The sequence below is a fragment of the Flavobacterium sp. P3_A6 genome (assembly GCF_056403035.1).
Map to the genome: position 1 here is coordinate 76,334 of NZ_JBFUGG010000016.1, position 25,084 is coordinate 101,417.

A 25,084-nucleotide genomic window follows, 5' to 3' on the forward strand; every position below is an offset into this window, starting at 1 on the left:
ATAAATAAGAATTAATGAACATCATTGACGTATCAATCATTTTAGCTTATATTTTGCTCTCAGTAGGTATAGGAATTTGGATTTCAAGAAAAGCATCAAAAGGATTAGATGATTATTTCCTTGGCGGAAAAACAATCAAATGGTATTTTTTAGGTTTAAGTAACGGATCAGGAATGTTTGATGTTTCAGGAACTTCCTGGATGATTGGCGTACTGTTTTTATATGGAGTAAAAAGTTTTATGTTTATGTGGCTTTGGCCGATATGGAATCAGATTTTTGTAATGATGTTCTTATCTGTCTGGATTAGAAGGTCGAAAGTAATGACTGGTTCTGAATGGATTTTAACCCGTTTTGGAAATGACAAAGCTGGAAAAGCATCACATATTATTGTAGCAATTTTTGCTATTATTTCTACAATTGGTTTTATTGCTTATTTTTTTGAAGGAATTGGAAAATTTATAACCATCATACTTCCTTGGGATTTAACGCTTCATTATGGAGATTTAATTTTGTTAACCTCTGAGCGGTCTTACGCTTTAATAATCATATTTTTAACAACAATTTATACAGTTAAAGGAGGTATGTTTTCTGTGGTTGCGACAGAAGTTGTGCAATATCTGATCATGATTATTGCGAGTGTCTTGATTGCTGGTTATGCGTTTTTAAATTATACCGATATTCAGATTAATTCTGTAATTACGGAGGAATGGAAAAATGTTTTCTTCGGATGGCAGTTTGAAACCCAATGGAGCGAAAAGTTTCAGACATTCAATAATTTAATTGATTCCGAAGGTTACAAAATGTTTGGCGCTTTTATCGGAATGACATTATTCAAAGGCTTTTTCGCCAGTGTTGCAGGTCCGACACCAAGTTATGATTTGCAAAGAATCCTTTCTACGAAATCAGTAAAAGAAGCTGCCTATATGAGTGGTTTTACCAACTTGATTTTATTCATTCCAAGATATTTATTAATTACGGGAATTGTCGTAATTGCTTTGGTAAATTTAGCGCCGGGGCTGAATGCGAATACAGGTTTGACAGGAGCCGATTTAGAATTATTAATGCCAAAAGTGGTTAATTTATATCTTCCTGTTGGGATAAAAGGACTTTTACTTGCAGGTTTATTGGCAGCATTTATGTCTGGATTCTCCGCTTTTGTAAATGCAGGACCAGCTTATATTGTAAATGATATTTATAAAAAATACTTCAAACCGGTTGCAACAAATGCACATTATATAAAAGTGAGTCAGATTTCATCTTTTCTTGTTGTTGGTTTAGGTGTTTTTATGGGATTTTTTGCAGAATCAATTAATTCTCTAACCTTATGGATTACCAGTGCTTTGTACGGAGGTTATGTGGCAGCCAATTTTCTAAAATGGATTTGGTGGCGTTTTAACGGCTGGGGGTATTTCTGGGGAATGTTTGCTGGATTAATTGTAGCTTCATTACAATTTATCTTAGGACAGAATAAAAGTAATTTAACCGATGGGTCATTTTTATGTGAGTTATCGCAAGTGCAGGCAATTTATCTGTTTCCAGCAATATTTGGCTTCTCCATTTTGGGTTGTCTTTTAGGAACTTTTTTAAGTAAACCAACAGATATGGAAGTTTTAAAATCTTTTTATGCAAACGTAAGACCTTGGGGATGGTGGAAACCAGTTTGTAAATTATTAAAAGCAGAAGATCAGACTTTCGAAAAAAATAATGATTTCTGGAAAGATATGCTGAATTGTGTTATCGGAATTGTATGGCAGTCAAGTATGATTTTGCTTCCGATATTCTTTGTAATCAGAGATTATCCAAAAGCAATTTTGGCTTTGATCGTGTTTTTAGTAACGACCACGATATTAAAATTCACCTGGTTAGATAAAGTTAGAAAAATAGCTGATTAAGAAAAAAAGGGAGGTAACGACATACCAGCTTTGCCAAAGTTTAAAACTTTGATAAAGTCCTTAAAAACGAAAATTTTAACACATAGAAACATAGGTTTAAATGAGTAAAAAAGAATACAAAAAGAAACTAGTTTCTCACGCATAGCTATGTGTATTAATGCAAGTGAAACGCCTTTTATGCGGTTTCAAAATCTATGTTTCTATGTGTTTAAAAAAATAAAACAAATAAAACAAAAACGAAAGAGACAATGAGTACAATTCCCTGGCAAGACAGACCCGAAAACAGTAACGACGTAATGTGGAGATATTCTAATAATCCCATTATTGAGAGATATGCCATACCTTCGTCAAATAGTATTTTTAACAGTGCAGTTGTTCCATTTGGTGATGGATTTGCAGGTGTTTTCAGATGTGATAACAAAGCGGTACAAATGAATATTTTTGCCGGTTTCAGTAAAAATGGTATCGATTGGGACATTAACCATGAACCAATTGTAATGGGGGCAGGTAATACGGAAATGATCGAATCAGCATACAAATATGATCCTCGTGTTGTTTTTATCGAAGACCGTTACTGGATTACTTGGTGCAACGGCTACAACGGGCCAACAATTGGTATTGGATATACTTACGACTTTAAGGAGTTTTTTCAATGCGAAAATGCCTTTTTACCCTTCAACAGAAACGGAGTTTTGTTTCCACAGAAAATAAACGGAAAATATGCAATGTTAAGCCGACCAAGTGATAACGGGCATACGCCTTTTGGAGATATTTGGATCAGTTACAGCCCGGATATGAAATATTGGGGAGAACACAGACTCGTGATGAAACCAACTCCTTTTGAAGACAGTGCCTGGCAGTGTACTAAAGTAGGAGCAGGGCCAATCCCAATTCTTACCAAAGAAGGCTGGTTAATGATTTATCACGGCGTTATTAATACCTGTAACGGTTTTCGTTATGCAATGGGAGCAGCACTTTTAGAAGTTGATGCACCGGAAAATGTAAAATACAGGACACAGCCTTATTTATTGGGGCCTGCTGAACTTTATGAAATGGTTGGAGACGTACCAAACGTAGTTTTCCCATGCGCTGCGTTACACAATACGGAAGAAGATAAATTAGCCGTATATTATGGTGCAGCAGATACTGTTGTGGCAATGGCATTCGGAAAATTAAGCGAAGTAATACAATTTACAAAAGATAACAGTTTATAAAAAAGGCATGCGTTTAAAAATTCAATGGTTAACTGCCGTTTTAGGGTTTATTTCGATAGTGGGTTATTCACAATCGAAAAATACAGTTATACCTAAAACTTATGTGGCAACCAAAACCACAAGTCCAATTGTAATTGATGGAGATGATTCTGATGCTTCGTGGAGTAAAGCAGACTGGACAGCTCTTTTTGAGGATATAGCCAATAACGAAAAACCTAAATATGGAACAAAAGTAAAAATGCTCTGGGATGAAACCAATTTTTATATTCTAGCGAAACTTGATGAGCCTGATGTCTGGGCAAATTTAAAACAACGTGATACCATTATCTTTTACAACAATGATTTTGAAGTTTTTATTGATCCCGACAGCGATACTTTTAACTATTATGAATTAGAAATTAATGCTTTGAATACGGCTTGGGATCTGTTTCTGTCAAAACCTTATAGAGAAAATGATAATGTTGTTTTAAATGACTGGAATATTCCGGGCCTGAAATCGGCGGTTAAAATCAAAGGAACGCTAAATAATCCAAACGACAGAGATGAAGGCTGGGTATTAGAAATGGCGATTCCCTGGGCATCTTATAAAACTTCCTATAACGACAAAAATGTACCTGCAGATAAATTCTGGAGAGTCAATTTTTCGAGGGTAAATTGGCAGCATACCGTAACCGATAAAGGTTATGAACGCAAGAAAGGCACTGATGGAAAATTTTTACCCGAATATAATTGGGTCTGGTCGCCAATGGGCGTTATCAATATGCATGAACCCGAAAAATGGGGTTATGTTTATTTCTCTTCGAAAGAAGGAAAAGACAGTTTTACAATTCCACAAGATGAAAAAGTAAAATGGGAATTGTACAGTTTATACCGAGCACAAAAAGAATATTATCAAAAATATAAAATCTGGGCAAAATCATTAGAATTATTAAGCAAGTCCCCTATTATTGTTGACGGTAAAATGATAAAGCCTGTTTTAGAAAATCACCGGACCGGTTATACTATTTCAGTGAAGAGTCCTTTTTCAAATAAAACACTAATCGTAAAAGAAGACGGGCAGTTTTTAAAGTAAAAAAACAATTAGACAAATTATCACTAATGATTCATTTTAAACCACATAATACGACAATAAAATCAGTTTTCTCAATCCTGATTATCAGTATGTTTTTTGCTTGTTCTTCCTTGGAAAGAAAACAAAATCAATCGAAAGAAGAATTTAAAACAATTGGGTATGTTGCTGGTTATGAGAATTTTGATCCGGAAAAAATTGATGCGGCCAAGTTAACTCACGTTAATTATGCCTTTGCTAATATTGTTGATGGTAATGTTCAGTTTGAGCTGGCTGCAGATAAGGCTAAAATAGAAAGTATAATGGCTCTTAAAAAGCAAAATCCTGATTTAAAAGTATTGTATTCTATTGGCGGCTGGGTTTGGTCAGATCAATTTTCAAATATAGCCGCTTATGCTGAATCAAGAGAAAAATTTGCTAAAAGTGCTGTTAAACTACTGAAAGTTTATGGTTTTGACGGGATTGATATCGATTGGGAATTTCCAGGACAACGTGCAGAGGACAATGCTTTCAGACCTTCAGACAAAGAAAATTTTACCTTATTATTAGGCGAATTGCGTAAACAATTAGAAATTGAAACTAAAGTGGATAATAAGCATTATTTACTCACTATTGCAGCAGGAGCAGATCAGGAATATATCAATCATACTGATTTAAAAAAGGCACATCAATATCTTGATTTTATTAATTTAATGTGTTACGATTTTTATAACGGTTGGTTTTATCAAACTGGACATCATGCTAATTTATATCCTTCAAAAGAAGAAAAATTTGGAGGAAATAGTATTAGTGAGTCAGTAGATAAATTCTTAAAAGAAGGCGTTCCTGCTAACAAACTTATTTTAGGAATTCCTTTTTATGGAAGAAAGTGGGAAAAAGTAACAGCAACAAATAATGGCTTATACCAATCAGCTCTAACGGGAAGTTCTATTGTGGCATCCTGGGAAATTGCAGCAGAATTAAAATCCGGAAAATTTCAGGAATTATATGATGATTCGGCAAAAGCATCTTATTTATGGAATGCTCAGGATAATATTTTTATTTCTTATGAAACTCCAAAAGAAATTGCTTTAAAGGCCGCATTTATTAAGCAAAAAAAATTAGGTGGTGCTATGTTTTGGGAATATAGTTTAGACAATAACCAGGAGTTATTAAACAAGCTGTATGAAAGTGGAAATAATACAAAAGACACAAAAGCAAGTTTAAAATAAATAATGAAGAAACAGTATCTGATATATGTACTATTTGTATTGTTGTTATCTAATTGTGGGCTACATAAAAAAGGAGAAATTCAATTGACTGATTATGTAAACCCGTTCGTTGGTACAGCTGGTCCCGGGAATACATATCCAGGGGCAACAGTTCCTTTTGGGATGGTACAGCTAAGCCCTGATATTGGAATACCCGGCTGGGATAGAATTTCAGGATATTACTATAAAGATTCTATTATTTCCGGATTTTCCCACATGCATTTATCAGGTACCGGAGCAGGCGATTTATATGACATTTTAGTAATGCCGACAAACAGCAGGTTTACAAAACGGATTAAGGACAATAATTTTATACCTTTTTCGAGATTTTCGCATGATAAAGAAACAGCAGTTCCGGGTTATTATGCCGTAAATTTATTAGATTTTGGAATTAAAGCAGAACTCACTGCAACCGCACGGACAGGTATTCATAAATATACTTTTCCTAAAGATGATGCATCGCAGATTAATATCGATTTGGGCTATGCCTTAAATTGGGATACACCTATAGAAACCTATATCAATATTGTGGATCAGACCACTATTGAAGGGTATAGAAAATCATCAGGCTGGGCCAAAGAACAACGGGTGTATTTTGTTATAAAACTTTCAAAACCTTTTAAGTCATATCAGATTTTTAAAAATGATTCGCTTACAACTAATCCATCAAAAGCAATTAAGACTAAAATCGTTTTAAATTATAATACCGTTGATAAAGATGAAATAATTTTAAAAACAGGGCTTTCCACAGCTTCTCTTAAAGGAGCTTATAAATCCTTAGAAGAAGAAGCTCCCGATTTTAATTTTGAAAATTATAAAGCTAAAGCTTCTGCTCTTTGGGAACAAGAATTACAGAAAATTAATATCGTAACACCAGACGATACCAAAAAGAAAATCTTTTACACCATGATGTATCAGTCGATGTTGGCTCCTACATTGTTAAGTGATTGTAACGGAGATTATAAAGGTGCCAATGGTACTATTGAAAATGCAAAAGGATTTGACAGATACGATACATTTTCGTTATGGGATACCTACAGAGCGGCACACCCACTGTATACTATTTTGCATCCAAAACGTGTTTCCAGTATGATTAATTCTTTATTGGCACATTATAAAGAAACAGGTTTATTGCCCGTTTGGTCTCTGCAGGGAAATGAAACCAATATGATGATAGGCAACCACGCAATACCCGTTATTGTCGATGCCTATTTTAAAGGAATTGAACATTTTGATGCAGCATTAGCATACAAAGCGTGTGTAGAAAGCTCCATGGTTGATTCAAGACAATTAGACAGTTATAAAATATTAGGCTATGTTCCTGTTGATGAAGATGATAATGAAAACTGGTCGGTTTCAAAAACGCTGGAGTATGCCTATGATGATTGGTGTTTGGCGCAGTTTGCAAAAGCATTACATAAATCAAATGATTATGAATACTTCTTAAAACGTTCTGAGAATTGGAAAAATCTGTACGATTCGAAAAGTACCTTTATGCGTCCAAAATTGAAAAACGGAGAATTTATAAAAGAATTTATTCCAAAAGAATATACCCCTTATTTCTGCGAAAGCAACGCATGGCAATATTTTTGGTCAGTACCGCAAAATATTGAAGGCTTAATAAAAGTGGTTGGCGGAAATTTGGCTTTTGAAAAAAAATTAGATTCAATGTTTACCTTAAAACCGCTCCCTGAAGACAAATTACCTATATTTAGCACAGGCATGATTGGGCAATATGCACATGGTAATGAACCGGGCCATCATGTGGCTTACTTGTACAACTATGTTAATGAACCTTGGAAAACGGAAAAATTAGTCAGAGAGATTTTAGAAAGTCAGTATAAAAATACTCCCAATGGGCATTGCGGAAATGAAGATTGTGGACAAATGTCGTCCTGGTATATATTTAGTTCATTAGGTTTTTATCCTGTAAATCCTGCCCAGGGAATTTATAGTTTTGGGTCACCACTATTTGACGAAGCCACAATTAACTTAGAAAACAATAAAATATTTGTTATTAAAGCAAAAAACAACAGTAATGAGAATATATATATCCAGTCTATTACACTGAATGGAGAAAAAATAGACAGAGATTACATCACGCATAAAGAAATTACACAAGGAGGAACATTAGTTTTTACAATGGGTAAATTCCCAAAAAAAGATAAAAATAACATGGCATTATCTTCGGAAATGTTTCATTAAAAATAAGCATATGTCAAATAGAAGAGATTTTATAAAAAAAACAACTTTGGGTACACTTGCCGTAAGTTCAGTTTTAGGCTACAGCGGATTTGCTAATAATACGAAAGATGAAAAAATTCATGAAATCGAAGACTTAGAAAAAAAGCAAAAAAAGCCAATTATTATTTCGACATGGAATCATGGTCTTCCCGCCAATGAAGAAACCTGGAAACAATTAAAAGCAGGAAAACCAGCCTTAGATGCTATCGAAGCCGGAATGAAAATTCCCGAAGCGGATCCGAATGTCCGAAGTGTTGGTTATGGTGGATATCCGGATCGCGATGGTAAAGTAACTTTAGATGCCTGCATTATGGATCATAATAGCAATTGTGGTTCGGTTTGTTTTCTGGAAGGCATTATGCACCCTATTTCGGTAGCGAAAAGAGTGTTACAAAATACGCCTCACGTTATGTTGGCGGGACAGGGAGCACTTCAATTTGCATTGTCTGAAGGTTTTAAAGAAGAAAATTTATTGACACCTGAATCTGAAAAAGACTGGAAAAAGTGGCTGGAAGATTCAAAATACAAACCTGTAATAAATATAGAAAATCACGATACAATTAGTATGCTGATGCTGGATCAGGACGGAAATCTTGCCGGCGGCTGTACAACAAGCGGCGCAGCCTGGAAAATGCATGGCCGCGTTGGTGACTCCCCAATCATCGGTGCGGGTCTTTTTTTGGATAATGAAGTTGGGGCTGCTGCTGCAACCGGTTTAGGCGAAGCGGTTATACGAACTGCCGGAAGTGCAATGGTAGTTGAATTAATGCGTCAGGGGAAATCACCTTTTGATGCCTGCAAAGAAATTACAGAACGTATTTACAACAAGCATAAAAACCATAAAGACATGGAATATCTGCAAGTCGGATTTATTGCATTGAATAAAAATGGTGAACATGCTGGTTACAGTTTAAGATCAGGATTTAATTATGCTGTTTCTGATGATGAAAAAGGACACCGAATGGAAGATTCCAAATTTAAAATGGCCTGGGAAAAATAATTATTGCGGTAGGCTTTGCCAAAGTTCTTCGCCCCTAATATTCACGCAAAATTGTCATTTCGACGAAGGAGAAATCACACTAGTTAATCGACAAAGATTGACGATTTTCTTTGAGGAGTTTCTTGTGTGATTTCTCCTTCGTCGAAATGACAAACTTTGACAATGCTTGCAAGTTGCAGAGAATAAAAAAAACAAATAATGAAAAAAAAAATATCCATATTATCATTACTATTCACCTCAATTTTAACTATTAATGCACAGGAAAAAGTTCCTTTCTGGCAAAACGAAAAAATCAATGAAGATAACAGAGAGCCTATGCACGCTGCTTATTATGTTTTTGAAAACGAAGCATTGGCAGCCAAAAACGACTGGAGACAATCTAAAAACTATCTGGATATAAACGGAGCATGGAAATTTAAATATGTTAACAGTCCGAATGATTTACCAAATGAATTCGAAAAAAGTACTTTTGACGACTCAGCCTGGGATAATTTTAAAATTCCGGCCAGTTGGGATGTAAATGGTTACGGATATCCTATTTATACGAATACAACTTATGATTTTGATCATATAATGGCACCAAATCCGCCATTTGTTCCCACAAAATATAATCCGACAGGAGTTTACAGAAGAGAAGTAACAATTGATAAATCCTGGGAAGGAAAAGATATTTTTCTTCATATTGGTACGGCAAAATCAAATCTAACGGTTTGGGTAAACGGAGTTTATGTAGGTTATGGCGAAGATGGAAAACTGCCTTCTGAATTCAACTTAAATAAATATGTAAAAACCGGTAAAAACAGTATTGTTCTGAAAGTAATGAAATGGAATGACGGTTCGTATTTAGAATGTCAGGATATGTGGAGAATGAGCGGAATTACACGGGATTCTTATTTGGTTGCCAGAAATAAAGCGCATTTAAAAGATTATGAAATCATCCCGGATTTAGATGCATCGTATATAAACGGAAGTTTAAAAATTTCAACTGTATTTTCAGATTTAAATAAAAAAGACAATTATACTTTAGAAGTTCAGCTTAAAGACGGTTCAACAGTTGTTGCTTCAAAAGTTATTCCGGCACTGAACGAGAAACAAACCTTCGATTTTGCAGTAAATAATCCTAAAAAATGGAGTGCAGAAATTCCGAATTTGTATCAAATTAGTTTTCTTTTAAAAGATAAAAAAGGAAATATTATTGAAGTAATCAATCAGAATGTTGGCTTTAGAAAAGTAGAAATCAAAGGCGGACAGCTTTTAGTAAACGGGAAAGCAATTTATATAAAAGGTGTAAACCGCCATGAAACAGATCCTGTTACGGGGCAAACTGTCTCAAGAGAACGCATGGAAGAAGATATTAAACTGATGAAAGAGTTTAACATAAATGCGGTTAGAATGTCGCATTATCCCAACGATGAATATTTTTATGAATTATGCGATAAATACGGAATTTATGTTGTCGATGAAGCCAATATAGAATCTCATGGTATGGGTTATGATATTACCAAAACTTTAGGAAATAAACCTGATTGGGAATTGGCGCACCTGCAACGTATGCAGCGTATGGTTGAAAGGGATAAAAATCATACATCCATTATTATTTGGAGTATGGGGAATGAAGCAGGAAATGGTTATAATTTTTATAGAGGATATCTTTGGATAAAAAATCGTGATAAATCCAGACCAATTCAATACGAAAGAGCAACAGCCGGAGCCTGGGACGGAAAAGATTTGAAATATGAATGGGATTCTGATATTATTGACCCGATGTACAGTGCTCCAAATAAAATGCAAGAATACATTGAGGCAAATCCAAATCCGACACGTCCTTACATTCTATGTGAATATGCACATGCTATGGGAAATTCTATGGGAAATTTCAAAGATTATTGGGACGTTATCAGGGCTCATCCTAATTTTCAGGGAGGTTTTATTTGGGATATGATCGATCAATCCGTTTATAAAACGCTGCCTGACGGAACCCGTATTTTGGCTTATGGAGGTGATTTTGGACCTAAAGATGTACCAAGCGATAATAACTTTTTAGACAATGGTGTTTTTAGTCCGGAAAGAAAACCAAATCCGCATGCTTTTGAAGTGCGAAATGTGTATCAAAATATTTTGACTTCCTGGGAAAATCAGGCAACAGCGACTATTAAAGTTTACAACGAATTTTCGTTTAAAGATTTGCGCCATGTGAGTTTACACTGGAAATTGGTTTTGGACGGAAAAGACGATGTTAGCGGAGTTATCGATAATTTAGAAATCAATCCAAACGAATCTAAATCGTACACGCTTCCAATTAATTTAGAAGGAAAACAATTTAAAGAAGCGTTTATTGATGTAACCTATCATATTAAACAAGACGAGCCGTTTTTACCAAAAGGTTTCGAAATTGCTACAGAACAATTAGCGTATAAAGGAACTTGGAAAAATGATATAAAAATTGAAGGCACAGCAAAAATAATTGTAGAGAAAAAAGAAAACAGTACTGTATTTAAAAGTGATAAAGCTGAAATAATTTTTGATAAAAAAACAGGATTTATAAATGCATATTCATTCAATAATCAACCAATTTTAAAAGAAGGATATCAACTGCGTCCAAACTTTTGGAGAGCACCAAACGATAATGATTTTGGAGCGAATCTTCAGATAAACTTAAGAGCATGGAAAGAAGCTACAGATAATCCAACATTGGTTAGCTGGACATATTCTGCTACAAAAGACAATAAAATTTTGGTAAAAGCAACGTATAATTTATCTCCCGTTTCTTCGACTTTAGAACTAAATTATGAGATAAACAGCAACGGAGAATTAGGCATAAAAGAACAGCTGAATATTGACAAAACTAAAGAACAGCCGGTACTGCCAAGATTTGGTATGGAAATTATCCTGCCAAAAAAATTTAGCAATATCAGTTATTACGGAAGAGGGCCTCATGAGAATTATATCGACAGAAATTACAGTGCTCAGGTTGGTATTTATAATCAAACAGTTTCGGAGCAATATTATCCTTATATCCGTCCGCAGGAAACCGGAAATAAAACAGATATCAGATGGTATCAGTTATCAAATAATAATCTAAAAATAACAGTTAAGTCTGATGATTTGTTGGCGATTACAGCATTACATTTTTTAAATGAAGATTTGGATGACGGTCTGAAAAAAGATCAAAGACATGCTGCTGAACTTAAAGAAAGAGATTTAACAAGTTTAAAAATTGATTATAAACAAATGGGCGTTGGCGGTATTGACAGCTGGCAGGCATGGCCAATGGAAAAATATTTGCTGAGAGACAAAGCCTATCAATATCAATTTACAATTACACCATCTATAAAATAATTTATTATGAGGGTATTAAAACCATTCCTTGTCGTAATCTTCCTAACTGTTTTAAATTCTGGTTACAGTCAAAAAACATTTACGGAAAAGGATATTCAGATTATTCCGAAGCCAATGAATTTAGTAATTCAGGGAGGAATATTCCAATTTTCCAATAACACGAAGTTTGTGGTAAACAATGATTTTCAAAAAGAAATTGCAACCACTTTAATAACCAAATTTGAAAAGGCTGCCGGATGGCGCCCTGAAATTTCAAATGTGGTTCCACAAAGTAATTACATTCAGTTTAAAGTAGATCAAACCCTAAATAAAGAAGCTTATAAATTAGAAGTAAATGCTAAAAATATTACGATTACCGCTAAAGGAAATGCAGGTTTTATTTACGGATTAGAAAGTATCCGACAGTTGCTTCCGAGTGCTATTGAAAGTAAAAATATCGTATCGAATATAAAGTGGGAAATTCCGAATGTTATCATTACTGATGAGCCTCGTTTTCAATGGAGAGGTCTGATGTTGGATTTATCACGTCATTTTTTTGATAAAAATTACATACTGGAGACTATTGACCGTTTGGCAATGCTTAAAATGAATGTACTGCATCTGCATTTGGTAGACGATCAGGGCTGGAGAATGGAAATTAAAAAATATCCAAAATTAACTGAAGTCGGTGCCTGGAGGGTAGATCAGGAAAACGTAATCTGGAATGCCAGACTTACTGTAAATCCGGATGAAAAAGGAACTTACGGAGGTTTTTTGACGCAAGATGAATTAAAAGAAATTGTAAAATACGCAGCAACCAAAAACATCGAAATCATTCCGGAAATTGAGATGCCCGCTCATGTGAGCTGTGCCATCGCATCTTATCCTGAATTAGCTTGTTTTAATCAGCGTATTGGAGTGCCGTCCGGCGGATTATGGCCTATTACCGATATTTATTGTGCAGGAAAAGAAACGACGTTTGAGTTTCTGCAGAATGTAATCGATGAGGTAATAGCTGTTTTTCCTTCAAAATACATTCATATTGGTGGTGATGAGGCAACCAAAACCAATTGGGAAAAATGTCCTTATTGTCAAAAAAGAATGAAAGATAATGGCTTAAAAAACGTTCATGAATTGCAAAGCTATTTTGTTAAAAGAATGGAGAAATACATCAATTCAAAAGGACGAAAATTAATTGGCTGGGATGAAATACTGGATGGAGGAATCGATCCTACGGCAACCGTTATGAGTTGGAGAGGAGATAAAATTGGAGCTGAAGCGGTACAAAAAGGGCATGATGTAATTATGACACCGGAATCACATTGTTATTTTAATTTTTATCAGGGTCCTCAAAACGAAGAACCTTTGGCTTTTGACGGATATACGCCTTTAAGCAAAGTGTACGAATTTGATCCAATTGTATTAGCAATATCTCCTACAGACGCTAAACATGTTTTAGGCGGACAGGCCAATTTATGGGCAGAGTATCTTCCCGGACCAAAAGATTCCGAGTATATGATTTTTCCGAGATTAGCCGCATTATCTGAAGCATTATGGAGTCCTAAAGAAAGCCGCAATTGGAATGATTTTTCAGGCAGATTGACTCCTTTGTTACAGCGTTATGATTATTTAGGTATCAATTATTCAAAAAGTGCTTATTTGGTTACCGCTTCTTCAACGGCTGATATAACTCAAAAGCAAATCAATATTACTTTAAAAAATGAATTTCCAAATCCGGATATTCGTTATGTTTTGGGTGATAAAACTCTGGCAGGAAATGCTGTAAAATATACAAATCCGATTCAATTTAAAGAGACTACTATTTTAAAAGCTTCTTTGTATCAAAATGAAAGACTAGTGGGCAAAATTTTTACGGATACTATTATTTTCCATAAGGCATTTGCACACAAAGTAATGTATTTAACGCCTTACAATCAAAGTTACAAAGGAGATGGTCCTTTTGGAATGGTGAATACTATCAGAGGTTCTAAAAATTTCCACGATGGCCAATGGCAGGCCTGGCTAATTAATGACATGGAACTTGTTGTTGATCTTGAAAAAGAACAAACTGTAGAACAAGTAATCGTTGGTACTTTAGAAAATCAGGGCTCCGGAGTTTATTTTCCGACACAAATAAAAGTTTTGGTTTCTAGTGATGGCATCACTTATAAAGAAGTCCGAAAAATATCGCGCCCATTCGCTGTCAATTCAAATTCAGAATTAAAAGATTTTAAAATCAATTTTGAGAAACGAAATGCCAGGTTTGTAAAAGTAATTGCATCCAACTTAAAGAAAAGTCCAAAAGGTGAAGATTCATGGTTATTTGTAGATGAAATTTTAGTGAATTAAAACCCGTTGGGTGTAATTATTTTTAACACATAGAAAGATAGATTTATATTAACCTGAGTTCAATTATAAAAAAAGAAGGTTTTGAGTTGCCTCCTGCTTCAGCTGGAGGATGATAATTAAATACATTGAAGGGCTTTAGCCAAATGAAACTTTTGCGGTTTTCGGCTAAAGCCAATTGTCTTTGCTTAATTTACCTCCAGCTGAAGCAGGAGGCAATTCACAGATTTAGTTATAAAGTTATTATTTGTGAATCAATTACTTAACAATCGAACTCAGGTTATTAATAAAAAAGAATATTAAAAGAAACTCGTTTCTCACACACAGCTATGTGTGTTGATACAAGTGAAACGCCTTTTTTAAGCTATGAAGACTATATCTCTATGTGTTAAAAAAAAGACAAAACAAAAACAAAAATAATAAACATAATAAATAGAGTAAAAATGAAAAGAGGAATATTCATAATCGCCATTTTATTTTCAGTTCAAATGTTTTCTCAAGCCATTTATGAAGATGAAAGATATGTTCCGGAAACAGATCCGTTGGTATTGAAAAATTTAGATGAATGGCAGGGCAAAAAATTTGGTTTGTTAATGCATTGGGGAACTTACAGTCAATGGGGAATTGTAGAATCATGGTCTATATGCCCTGAAGATTATGGATGGTGTGAGCGTAAAAAAGGAAGCAATCCGGGCAATTATAATGATTATGTAAAAGATTATGAAGGCTTGAAAAAAACATTTAATCCTGTAAAATTTGACCCTGCAAAATGGGCAAAAGCAGCGAAATACGCAGGAATGAAATACATGGTTTTTACCACGAAACACCATGACGGTTTTAATATGTTTGACACCAAATATTCAGATTATAAAGTAACAGATGCGGCATGTGCTTTTAGTACAAATCCAAAAGCAAACATTGCGAAAGAAGTTTTTGATGCTTTCAGAAAAGAAAATATTTCAACCGGTGCTTATTTCTCTAAACCTGACTGGCATAACGAAAATTACTGGGATCCCTACTTCCCTCCTTTCGACAGAAACGTAAATTATGATCCGACGTTATATCCTGAGAAATGGAAAAAATATGTTGATTTTACACACAACCAAATTTTAGAATTATTGACAGATTACGGTAAAATTGATATTTTATGGTTAGATGGCGGATGGGTAAGAAAAAGAGACCAACAAAACATAAAAGAAAACTACGAGGAGAAATTTACAGAAAACGAATCCAAAAACGGATTTATCAAACACAGAGTGGTTGAACAAGACGTTAAAATGGATGAATTGGTTGCAGAAGCACGCCAGAAACAACCTGGTTTAATTGTAGTTGACAGAGCAGTTCATGGTAAAAACCAAAACTACTTAACTCCGGAAAACAGAGTTCCTGAAAAAACATTACCTTATCCTTGGGAATCTTGTATTACTTCCGGCGGAGGCTGGTCATATACTCCGGATGCTAAATATTTAACCGGCAGAGAAGGTATTCATATGCTTATTGATGTTGTGGCCAAAGGTGGAAATTTATTATTGAATGTAGCTCCAAGCCCGGAAGGTGAATGGCAGCAAGGCGCTTATGATTTATTGACAGCCTACGGAGACTGGATGAAAGTAAACAGTACAGCGATTTATAATACAAAACCAATTGCTCCTTTTAAAGAGAACAACATTTGTATGACTCAAAATAAAGAAGGAAATGTTTTCTTGTTTTATTTGGCTAAAGAAGGAGAAAATAAAATTCCTGCTGAAGTTACAGTAAAATCTATCAACCCTAAAAAAGGAACAAAAATCACGATGTTAGGTTCTAAAACATCATTAAAATGGACAACAGAAGCAGAAGGATTTAAAGTTGTAATTCCGGAAAGCTTGCGACATAATTTACCGGCAAAAGAAGCCTGGACATTAAAGATTGAAGCTGTTAACAGATAGACAAAATAATATGTTTTTAGATAAAAGGATAACCATACAAACAGCATGCTTATTTTGCATGCTGTTTTTTAGCGTAACTATTTTTGCACAACAGCCGGCTGATTATGTGAATCCGTTTATTGGAACTTCAAATTACGGAGCTACATTCCCCGGGCCGATTGCGCCAAGAGGAATGGCGAGTATCAGTCCGTTTAACGTTGCGGGACCTCAAAATTTGCCCTTAGAAAAAGACAGCCGCTGGTTATCAAATCCGTATGTAAACGAAAATACATTTTTAACAGGTTTCAGTCAGGTAAATTTAAGTGGCGTTGGCTGTCCTGAATTGGGTGTTATTTTATTGATGCCAACTACCGGAGCTGTAGAAACCAATCATTTAAAATATGGTTCAGCTTATTCAAACGAAGTAGCCAAAACAGCTTATTATAGCGTAGACATTAACAAGTATAATATTAAAGCAGAATTTACAGCATCTAAAAGAGTCGGTGTAAGCAAATTTACTTTTCCAAAAGGAGAATCTAATATTTTATTAAATCTTGGTTTAGGTTTGACAAATGAAGAAGGTGCCATGGTAAAAGTGGTTTCGCCAACAGAAATTGAAGGAATGAGAAGCGTTGGTTCGTTTTGTTACAATAGCCCCGAAGATGCATATCCGGTATATTTTGTAGCAAAATTTTCTAAACCTGCCAACAAGTTTGGAGTTTGGAAAAAACCATCAAAATACGAAGGTACAGAAGCACAATGGATGACTTATAACGGAAAAACCAGAATGATGGAAAATACAATCAAAACGGTTGTTGGTGACAGCATCGGAACTTATTTTTCCTATCAGTTTGATAAAGCAGAAACCGTTGAAGTTAAAATTGGAGTTTCGTACGTAAGCATCGCAAATGCACGTGAGAACTTAGAAAAAGAAACCGGAAACAAATCATTCGATGATGTTTATAAAGAAACCTATAACGAATGGAACACAGCACTTTCGAAGATTTTGGTTGAAGGTGGTTCAAAAGAAGAGAAAACTATTTTTTATACGGCTTTATATCACACGTTGATTCATCCAAATACGCTAAATGATATTAACGGAGAATATCCTGAAATAAAAAGAGGCAAAATTGGTAAAACAGAAGGTACACGCTATACCGTATTTTCTTTATGGGATACGTATCGAAATTTACATCAATTAATGTCTTTAGTGTATCCGCAGCAACAATCAAATATGGTTAAAAGTATGCTGGAAATGTATGATGAAAATGGCTGGTTACCGAAATGGGAGTTAAATTCAACAGAAACATTTACCATGGTTGGAGATCCCGCGAGTATTGTTATTGCTGATACTTACCTCAAAGGAATTCGTGATTTTGATGTTCAAAAAGCGTATAAAGCGATGCTGAAAGACGCAGATCAAATCGAAAATAATCCATTACGTCCGGGACTTAAAGATTATATCGAAAAAGGATTTTTAACAACCAATGACCGCGGGCCCGTTTCTACAACACAGGAATATAATGCTTCTGATTATTCGATTTCACTTTTAGCGAAAGCACTAGGTAAAAAAGAAGACTATGAACGTTTTAAAAATCGTTCGTTATCATACAGAAAATTATTCGATAAAAATTTAAAATTACTTCGCCCAAGAACAGCTGACGGAAAATGGTACGAACCGTTTGATCCGGTATCCGGAGCTAATTTTGAAGAAAATATTGGTTTTATAGAAGGCAATGCATGGCAATATGCTTTTATGGTTCCACATGATATTAAAGGGCTTATAAAATTAATGGGCGGTGATAAAGGCTTTTCAAATCAATTGCAAAAAGTATTCGATAGCAAACAATTTGATATGGCAAACGAACCTGATATTGCTTATCCTTATTTGTTTAATTACATAAAAGGTGACGAATGGAAAAGCCAGGAAATGGTAAAAAAACTGGTTTCCGCCTATTTTCAGAACAAACCAAAAGGGTTACCGGGAAATGACGATACCGGAACTATGTCTGCCTGGTTAGTGTATTCAATGATGGGAATTTATCCAATATCTCCCGGAGATCCGATTTACACGATTACTACACCAATGTTTGATAAGATAACGATTCAATTAGACTCAAAATATTATAAAAATAAAAGTATTGTAATTGAACGGGAAAAAAATAATGATGGCAAAATCAATAAAATTGAATTAGACGGAAAAACGATTAATAGTTTTTTTATCTCTCATGAAGATTTTGTGAATGGAAAGATACTGAAAGTGATTCAAAATTAAAAAACACGATTATGTTACAATTAAGAATGAAAAAGACAGCCATTATTTTCGTAATGGCTTTAGGTTTTTTTAACCAAGGCTCAGCACAGAAAAAGTATCCATATCAGGATGCTAAGATGCCTGTTGAAGACAGAGTAAAAGATTTGCTAAGCCGAATGAGCCTGGAGGAAAAAGTACGCCAGATGGATATGTACAAAGGCGAGTATTTTAAAGACAAAGAAGATTTTTCTAAGACCAAATCTGATGCTAAAATCGGAAATCTCGGAATTGGGGCCATTCATGATATTTATCCGCGTTCGGCAAAGATAATCAATGACCTTCAGAGTGAAGTTATTAAAAAGAATAAATGGGGAATTCCGGCACTTATTATGTGTGAAATGCTTCATGGTTATTTAGATGACGGAAGTACTGCTTTCCCAATGAGTATTGGTCTAGGTTCTACCTGGGATACTAACCTGATGGACAGAGTTGGAAAGGTAATCGGGACTGAAGCCAGAGCTCATGGAGTTCATTTTGGTTTAGGCCCAAATTTAGATGTTGGCCTTGAGCCGCGCTGGGGAAGAGTTGCCGAGACATTTGGTGAAGATGTTTATCTGAACAGCGAAATTGGCCTTGCGATGATAAAAGGAATGCAGGGTGAAGACTTAAGATCAGACCGTTCTATTATTGCAGAACCAAAACATTTTGCAGTTCACGGTATCCCACAGGCCGGAGGAAATGCATCTCCGGTTTTGGTTGGAGAACGTTCTGCACGTCAGGATTTTTTACCATCATTTGAAAAAGCTTTTAAAAAAGGAGGCGCTCTGGGAACCATGTGTGCCTATTCAGAATTAGACGGTATTCCTTGTGCGGCAAATCATTGGTTATTGACTGATGTTTTGAGAAAAGAATGGGGTTTCAAAGGAATTGTGGTTTCAGATTTAGGAGCTATCAAATACCTTCAGACGACACATTATGTAACGGATTCTCCAAAAGAAAGCATCAGAACTGCAATTGCTGCAGGGGTTGATATGCAATTTTATGATTTTACAAATGAGTTCTGGCAGCAAACGATTATTGATTTGGTAAATGAAAAAAAATTGACGATGGAGCAAATAGACCGTGCTGCAGGTGGAGTTTTAAGACTTAAATTTTTACTGGGCTTATTCGAAAATCCATATACTGATAAAAACCTGATTAAAGAGCGTTTCCATACGAAAGAAAATCAGGATATCGCTTTAGAAGCGGGTCATAAATCTATTGTTTTATTAAAAAATGAAAACAATATTTTGCCTTTAAAAAAGGATATCAAAACAGTCGCTGTTATCGGTCCTAATGCCAATGCTTCAAGATTGGGGGGATATTCAGTAAAAAATAAAATAGGCACTACTGTTCTGGAAGGTATAAAGCAGGTAGTTGGTGCAAAAACAAATGTACTTTATGAAGAAGGTGTGCCATTGATCGTAATGGGACAGGTAATTCCAAAAGCTTATTTATTTACTCCTGATGAATCTCAAAACGGGCTAAAAGGAGAATATTTCAACAATAGGAATTTAGAAGGAACTCCTGCCCTGACCCGTATTGACAGTCAATTAGAATTCGATTGGCCATGGTCTCCCGGAGATGGTGTTGCAGACGATGATTTTTCTATTCGATGGACGGGTTTTATAAAATCAGAAAAAGCATTTGACGGCTGGTTGGGTTTAAGTTCTGATGACGGAATCAGAATGTGGATTGACGATCAGTTAGTGATTGACAACTGGACAAAAGGTGCTACTAATATGGTAACTACGCCAAAAAATATTGAAGCAGGAAAGAAATATAAAGTCCGCATCGAAATGTGGGAAGGCGGCTGGGGAGCAAGAGCTCACTTACGTTGGAATTTAGAAAAAGTGAATTTACAACCAGCAATAGACGCTGCTAAAAAAGCTGATGTTGCGATTGTTGTTTTAGGAGAATCTAACGAATTGGTTGAAGAAAACAGAGATGTTGCATCTTTAGATTTACATGGCATGCAGCAGGAACTTATTGAAGCGATTCAAAAAACAGGAACTCCGGTCGTTTGTGTATTGCTAAATGGCCGTCCGCTTTCGGTAAACTGGATCAGCGAAAACATTCCTGCTATTGTGGAAGGATGGTTTCCTGGTGAAGCCGGAGGAAAAGCAGTTGCTGATGTTTTATTTGGAGATTACAACCCGGGAGGAAGACTTCCTGTTACATTTCCTAAATCCGTGGGACAGTTACCTATATATTATAACCAAAAACCTTCAGCCATTCACAGATATGTATCTGAAAGTGAAAATCCATTATATACTTTTGGATATGGCTTGAGTTATACCACATTTGAATATACTAATCTTGCTTTAAGTGCCAAAGAAATTAAATCTGACGGAGAACTAAAAGTTAGTGTCGATGTTAAAAACACAGGAAATTATGATGGTGATGAAGTTGTACAATTATATATCAACGATGTTTACAGCAGTGTAACTACTCCAAGAAAAACATTAAAAGGTTTTAAAAGGTTATTCATCGAAAAAGGCGAAACAAAAAAGGTTGAATTTACATTGACGGCTGATGAGTTATCTATTTGGAACAGAGAAATGAAAAGAGTTGTTGAGCCTGGTGATTTTGAAGTTATGGTGGGAGGGAATTCTACTGATTTGTTAAAATTAAATTTTAAGGTTGTAAATAATTAATCTTTTTAATTCCAATCACTAAGAATTATTTATGGTCTTATTAAATGCCAATTGAAATCAATGCCAAACACAAATATAAAACAATCCAAATATTTTATTCCTCTCTTTTGGAGAGGGTTGAGGGAGGAAAATAAAAGAAACTATTTTATAGTTGTATTTTGTATTATGAGAAATATAAAACTTATTGAGTCTTTAAAATCAGTAATTTATAGTAAGGTATGCAAAGGCAGATATAAAATGTTATCAACATTTTTTTAAGCAAACAACAAAAAACATTAACCTATATTTTAAGGTTAATGTTTTTTATTTAGGGATATGCCAAATTGTTATAGAATAATTATCATGTTGTGTTTTTCATTAGTAATAAGTTGTTAAATAAAGCTTTTTTGTTTTAAAAAACAGTAAAAACAGACTAACACCTTTTCAAATTTGTCATTGGTCGAAATTATATAACGATAACAAATTATAGTTTTAAATTTAACAAACTATTAACCTACGGTTAATTAATTTGAAGAAAATATTAACACAAAAAACCTAATTATGATTCAAAAAGTATTAAAACTACTGCTTGTGTTTTGCTTATTTAGTTTTCAACATGCTAAATCACAAAACGACACAGTTACAGGTAAAATTACAGATGCAGCTGGTATGTCTTTGCCAGGAGCCACTATTGTTGTTAAAGGATCGCCAACTGGCGCTTCTGCAGATTTTGATGGCGCCTATAGTCTTAAGGTGCCAAGTTTGTCTGCGGTATTAGTAGTTTCTTATGTAGGATATGTGACAAAGGAAGTTACGCTTAAAGGTTCTCCTACTCTTAATATAACATTGGTATCATCTTCTCAAAATCTTAATGAAGTTGTTGTAACCGCACTAGGACAAGCTAAAGCGAAAAAATCTTTAGGATACGCTACCAGTGTGATTAAGTCTGAAGCAATCGTTAAGACAGGTTCACCTAACATTGCTAACTCTATGTATGGTAAAGCACCAGGGGTTCGTATTACATCGACTCCAGGTGGAGCTGGAAATATCAATATTCAGATTCGTGGGATTAACTCTATTACAGGTAAAAACCAGCCCCTTATTGTTTTAGATGGTGTTCCAATTCGTGATGGAGCGGCTACAAATAATGATTATTGGAATGATCAGCGTATTAGAAGCAATGGTCTAGCGGATATAAATCCTGAAGACATTGAGAATATCTCCATTCTTAAAGGAGCTTCGGCCGCTGCATTGTATGGTTCTGAGGCCGTAAACGGGGTTGTATTGATTACATCTAAATCTGGTAAAGGGAAAAAAGGGTTTGGTGTAGATTTCAGTACCAGTTATGCAAAGAATCAAATTGCATACTTACCAAGATTTCAATATGAAAGAGGTCCAGGCTGGACAAATGCAAATTATTCTTCAGGATTCTTAGCACCCGATGGCTTCGCTCATTATGATACAAATGGAGATGGTGTTGCTGATACCAGAGGGGTTTCAAATAGCAGTAATAACTATGGACCTTGGTTCGATGGTCAGCCGGTTATGTCATGGGATGGTGTAATTCGTCCTTATTCGCCTCAAAAAGACGGATACAAAAATATGTTCCAAGATGCATGGGATGGAGTAACAAACATTGCGCTTTCTAACAATACTGATAATAGCAATATTCGTTTTTCTTACACACACAATGAATCACAAGGTTTGAGTATGGGTAACATGAATAAAAAAAATACACTTAACTTGAATACATCATTCAAAACTGGTGAAAATTTGAAAACTGATGTGATCGTGAGTTATATGAATCAAAATGTTCATAACCGTACTATTGGTACAGATAGATTGATAAATAACTTTACTGGTATGATTAGCCCGTTTGATAATGGGGATTGGTACAAAGCTAACTATCAAACAAGTTTAGGTTATAAATATGTGACAGGTTCAGGTAATAGTTTGACTCCAAGTGAAAATATCATCCGAAATGGCTTCAAGGCAGATGTTGGTGATTATTTTTGGAATACAAATGCAAATCAACAAGATGAAATTACAAACCGTTTGATTGCCAGTGTTACTGAAACCTATTCAATTTATAAAGATTTGAAATTACGTGGACGCGTTTCTACTGATTTAACTTCAGTAAATACGGAAACTAAAAATCCAAATGAAAGGCCTTTAGTTTATGCAGCAAGTGGTGCTTATCAAATGGATGCTAATGACTACAACATTCTTTATGGTGATGTGATGTTGACTTACAATAAAAAAATTAGTCAGTCTTTTGATATTGGTGCTACAGCGGGTTACACAGCAACAAAAGAAACTGGATTTAGTTTGTCAAGATTCACTGATGGTGGTTTGAGTGTTAGAAACTGGTATGATATGAATGCTTCTGTAAATATTGCTAAAAGTTCTGATAAAAAATATGAAGTCGTAAAAGACGCTGTATTTGGGACTATTAGTGGTAATTACAAAAACTACTTATTCCTTGAGGGTACAATAAGAAAGGATAGAACTTCTACTATGAATCCTAATAATAATGCTTTTACTTATCCTTCTGTAAATTCATCGTTTATAGTATCAGATGCATTTGAATTACCTGAGGTAATTAGTTATGCAAAATTACGCGCTTCTTGGGGAATAGTGGGTAATTATGCAGAGATTTATAAGGGTAACGTGGCTTTCAACCAAACTACATTGGGTGATCAAGGGACAAAGACTCCGGTATTGATTACTAATTCAGTGAGCAATTATGGTAATGAAAGTTTAAAACCTGAGATGAAAAATGAATATGAGATTGGTTTTGAAACTAAATTCTTTAAAAATAGACTAGGATTAGACCTTTCCTACTATAATGCAAAGATTTATGATCAAATTTTAGATTTGACATTGGCACCTACAACGGGAGCTAAGTCAATAATTGCGAATGTTGGAGAATTAAATAATCAGGGAGTTGAAATTGCTTTGACAGCAACTCCTATAAAAACTGCATCTTTCTCTTGGGATCTTACTTTGAACTGGGCTAAAAATGTAAATAAAGTGGTAAAATTGGCTAACGGTGCAAATGAATTATTACATGCTGACTTTGATGGGTCTGCTGCTCAATTGAAATCAGTAGTAGGTGACCCAATGGGAGGGATTTATGCACATCCTGTTAAGACAGATGCTAATGGTAATCAGATGGTAGATTCTGATGGTTTCTATATGATTGATGGTGATAAATGGGAAAAATACGGTTCAGCTATACCTCAAGGTGTGGGAGGTTTGTTGAATACATTTACTTATAAGAATTTAACGTTAGATGTTAATATTGATTATTCTTATGGTGGTTATTTGATGCCGACAGGAGTAAACTGGATGACTTCAAGGGGATTGACAGAAGAATCTTTGAACTACAGTACTAATGAGCGTGGAGGTTTAACTTATTATATGGATGCCAATGGTAAAGGGGTTCAAGTGGCTAATAGTGCTACTGCTGGACCAGGAGGACAAACTTTATACCGTGATGGTATGCTGATGAATGGAGTTACTACGGATGGTGCTGCAAATACTAATGTAATCTCTCAGGCAGGTTACTATAATATGACGTATAACTGGGGAGGACCTCAATACAGCAGTTCCCGTTATGAATTGTATATTCAGGAAAATAACTATATAAAAATGAGAGAAATATCCTTAAGTTATAATTTACCAACTGCCTGGGCTAGTAAAATTGGCGCTTCTAAATTTACTTTTTCTGCTTATGGACGTAATTTGTTCTTTATCTACAGATCAATTAAGGATATGGATCCTGAGGCAACTACTGCCGGTTCAAAATGGTCTCAAAACATAAGCAATGCGGGAACGAATCCAGCTACCAGAAGTATTGGATGTATGTTGAGAGCATCTTTTTAATTTGATAAATTATAATTTTAAAAAAAA

Annotated in this window: 12 protein-coding genes; all 12 read left to right on the plus strand. The window is 35.0% G+C overall.

The features are described 5' to 3' along the window. Positions 1-14: 14 nt before the first annotated feature. The 12 genes from AC1DVP_RS15155 to AC1DVP_RS15210 all read left to right on the plus strand — a co-directional run bounded on the left by AC1DVP_RS15155 (position 15) and on the right by AC1DVP_RS15210 (position 25,057). Positions 15-1,892, plus strand: coding sequence for a sodium:solute symporter family protein (locus AC1DVP_RS15155; protein ID WP_477184330.1), 1,878 nt, complete (start codon positions 15-17; stop codon positions 1,890-1,892). A 248-nt stretch (positions 1,893-2,140) separates the two neighbouring features. Next, positions 2,141-3,106: a glycoside hydrolase family 130 protein gene (locus AC1DVP_RS15160; protein WP_477184331.1), complete on the plus strand. Its 966-nt coding sequence runs from the start codon at positions 2,141-2,143 to the stop codon at positions 3,104-3,106. A 7-nt stretch (positions 3,107-3,113) separates the two neighbouring features. Next, positions 3,114-4,178: a carbohydrate-binding family 9-like protein gene (locus AC1DVP_RS15165; protein ID WP_477184332.1), complete on the plus strand. Its 1,065-nt coding sequence runs from the start codon at positions 3,114-3,116 to the stop codon at positions 4,176-4,178. Between the two features lie 26 nt (positions 4,179-4,204). After that, complete coding sequence (locus AC1DVP_RS15170) at positions 4,205-5,386, plus strand: glycoside hydrolase family 18 protein (protein WP_477184333.1); 1,182 nt, start codon at positions 4,205-4,207, stop codon at positions 5,384-5,386. 3 nt (positions 5,387-5,389) lie between these two features. Then, positions 5,390-7,630: a GH92 family glycosyl hydrolase gene (locus AC1DVP_RS15175; RefSeq protein WP_477184334.1), complete on the plus strand. Its 2,241-nt coding sequence runs from the start codon at positions 5,390-5,392 to the stop codon at positions 7,628-7,630. Between the two features lie 10 nt (positions 7,631-7,640). Beyond that, positions 7,641-8,669, plus strand: a complete 1,029-nt coding sequence (locus AC1DVP_RS15180; RefSeq protein ID WP_477184335.1) for an isoaspartyl peptidase/L-asparaginase family protein — start codon at positions 7,641-7,643, stop codon at positions 8,667-8,669. Positions 8,670-8,867: 198 nt separating this feature from the next. After that, the gene (gene lacZ, locus AC1DVP_RS15185; protein ID WP_477184336.1) at positions 8,868-12,008 is read left to right on the plus strand and encodes a beta-galactosidase, LacZ type; all 3,141 of its coding nucleotides are present in this window, start codon (positions 8,868-8,870) and stop codon (positions 12,006-12,008) included. 6 nt (positions 12,009-12,014) lie between these two features. Next, complete coding sequence (locus AC1DVP_RS15190) at positions 12,015-14,336, plus strand: beta-N-acetylhexosaminidase (protein ID WP_477184337.1); 2,322 nt, start codon at positions 12,015-12,017, stop codon at positions 14,334-14,336. A 440-nt stretch (positions 14,337-14,776) separates the two neighbouring features. Further along, positions 14,777-16,261, plus strand: coding sequence for an alpha-L-fucosidase (locus tag AC1DVP_RS15195; protein ID WP_477184338.1), 1,485 nt, complete (start codon positions 14,777-14,779; stop codon positions 16,259-16,261). A 10-nt stretch (positions 16,262-16,271) separates the two neighbouring features. Further along, the gene (locus tag AC1DVP_RS15200) at positions 16,272-18,515 is read left to right on the plus strand and encodes a GH92 family glycosyl hydrolase (RefSeq protein WP_477184339.1); all 2,244 of its coding nucleotides are present in this window, start codon (positions 16,272-16,274) and stop codon (positions 18,513-18,515) included. An 11-nt stretch (positions 18,516-18,526) separates the two neighbouring features. Next, positions 18,527-21,190, plus strand: coding sequence for a glycoside hydrolase family 3 C-terminal domain-containing protein (locus AC1DVP_RS15205; protein ID WP_477184340.1), 2,664 nt, complete (start codon positions 18,527-18,529; stop codon positions 21,188-21,190). Positions 21,191-21,730: 540 nt separating this feature from the next. Beyond that, positions 21,731-25,057, plus strand: a complete 3,327-nt coding sequence (locus tag AC1DVP_RS15210) for a SusC/RagA family TonB-linked outer membrane protein (RefSeq protein WP_477184341.1) — start codon at positions 21,731-21,733, stop codon at positions 25,055-25,057. The last annotated feature ends 27 nt before the right edge of the window (positions 25,058-25,084 follow it).

Excerpts from the sequence above, each read along its gene's own strand:
- AC1DVP_RS15155 (WP_477184330.1), top strand. The coding sequence starts at position 15 with ATGAACATCATTGACGTATCAATCATTTTAGCTTATATTTTGCTCTCA.
- AC1DVP_RS15160 (WP_477184331.1), top strand. The coding sequence starts at position 2,141 with ATGAGTACAATTCCCTGGCAAGACAGACCCGAAAACAGTAACGACGTA.
- AC1DVP_RS15165 (WP_477184332.1), top strand. The coding sequence starts at position 3,114 with ATGCGTTTAAAAATTCAATGGTTAACTGCCGTTTTAGGGTTTATTTCG.
- AC1DVP_RS15170 (WP_477184333.1), top strand. The coding sequence starts at position 4,205 with ATGATTCATTTTAAACCACATAATACGACAATAAAATCAGTTTTCTCA.
- AC1DVP_RS15175 (WP_477184334.1), top strand. The coding sequence starts at position 5,390 with ATGAAGAAACAGTATCTGATATATGTACTATTTGTATTGTTGTTATCT.
- AC1DVP_RS15180 (WP_477184335.1), top strand. The coding sequence starts at position 7,641 with ATGTCAAATAGAAGAGATTTTATAAAAAAAACAACTTTGGGTACACTT.
- lacZ (WP_477184336.1), top strand. The coding sequence starts at position 8,868 with ATGAAAAAAAAAATATCCATATTATCATTACTATTCACCTCAATTTTA.
- AC1DVP_RS15190 (WP_477184337.1), top strand. The coding sequence starts at position 12,015 with ATGAGGGTATTAAAACCATTCCTTGTCGTAATCTTCCTAACTGTTTTA.
- AC1DVP_RS15195 (WP_477184338.1), top strand. The coding sequence starts at position 14,777 with ATGAAAAGAGGAATATTCATAATCGCCATTTTATTTTCAGTTCAAATG.
- AC1DVP_RS15200 (WP_477184339.1), top strand. The coding sequence starts at position 16,272 with ATGTTTTTAGATAAAAGGATAACCATACAAACAGCATGCTTATTTTGC.
- AC1DVP_RS15205 (WP_477184340.1), top strand. The coding sequence starts at position 18,527 with ATGTTACAATTAAGAATGAAAAAGACAGCCATTATTTTCGTAATGGCT.
- AC1DVP_RS15210 (WP_477184341.1), top strand. The coding sequence starts at position 21,731 with ATGATTCAAAAAGTATTAAAACTACTGCTTGTGTTTTGCTTATTTAGT.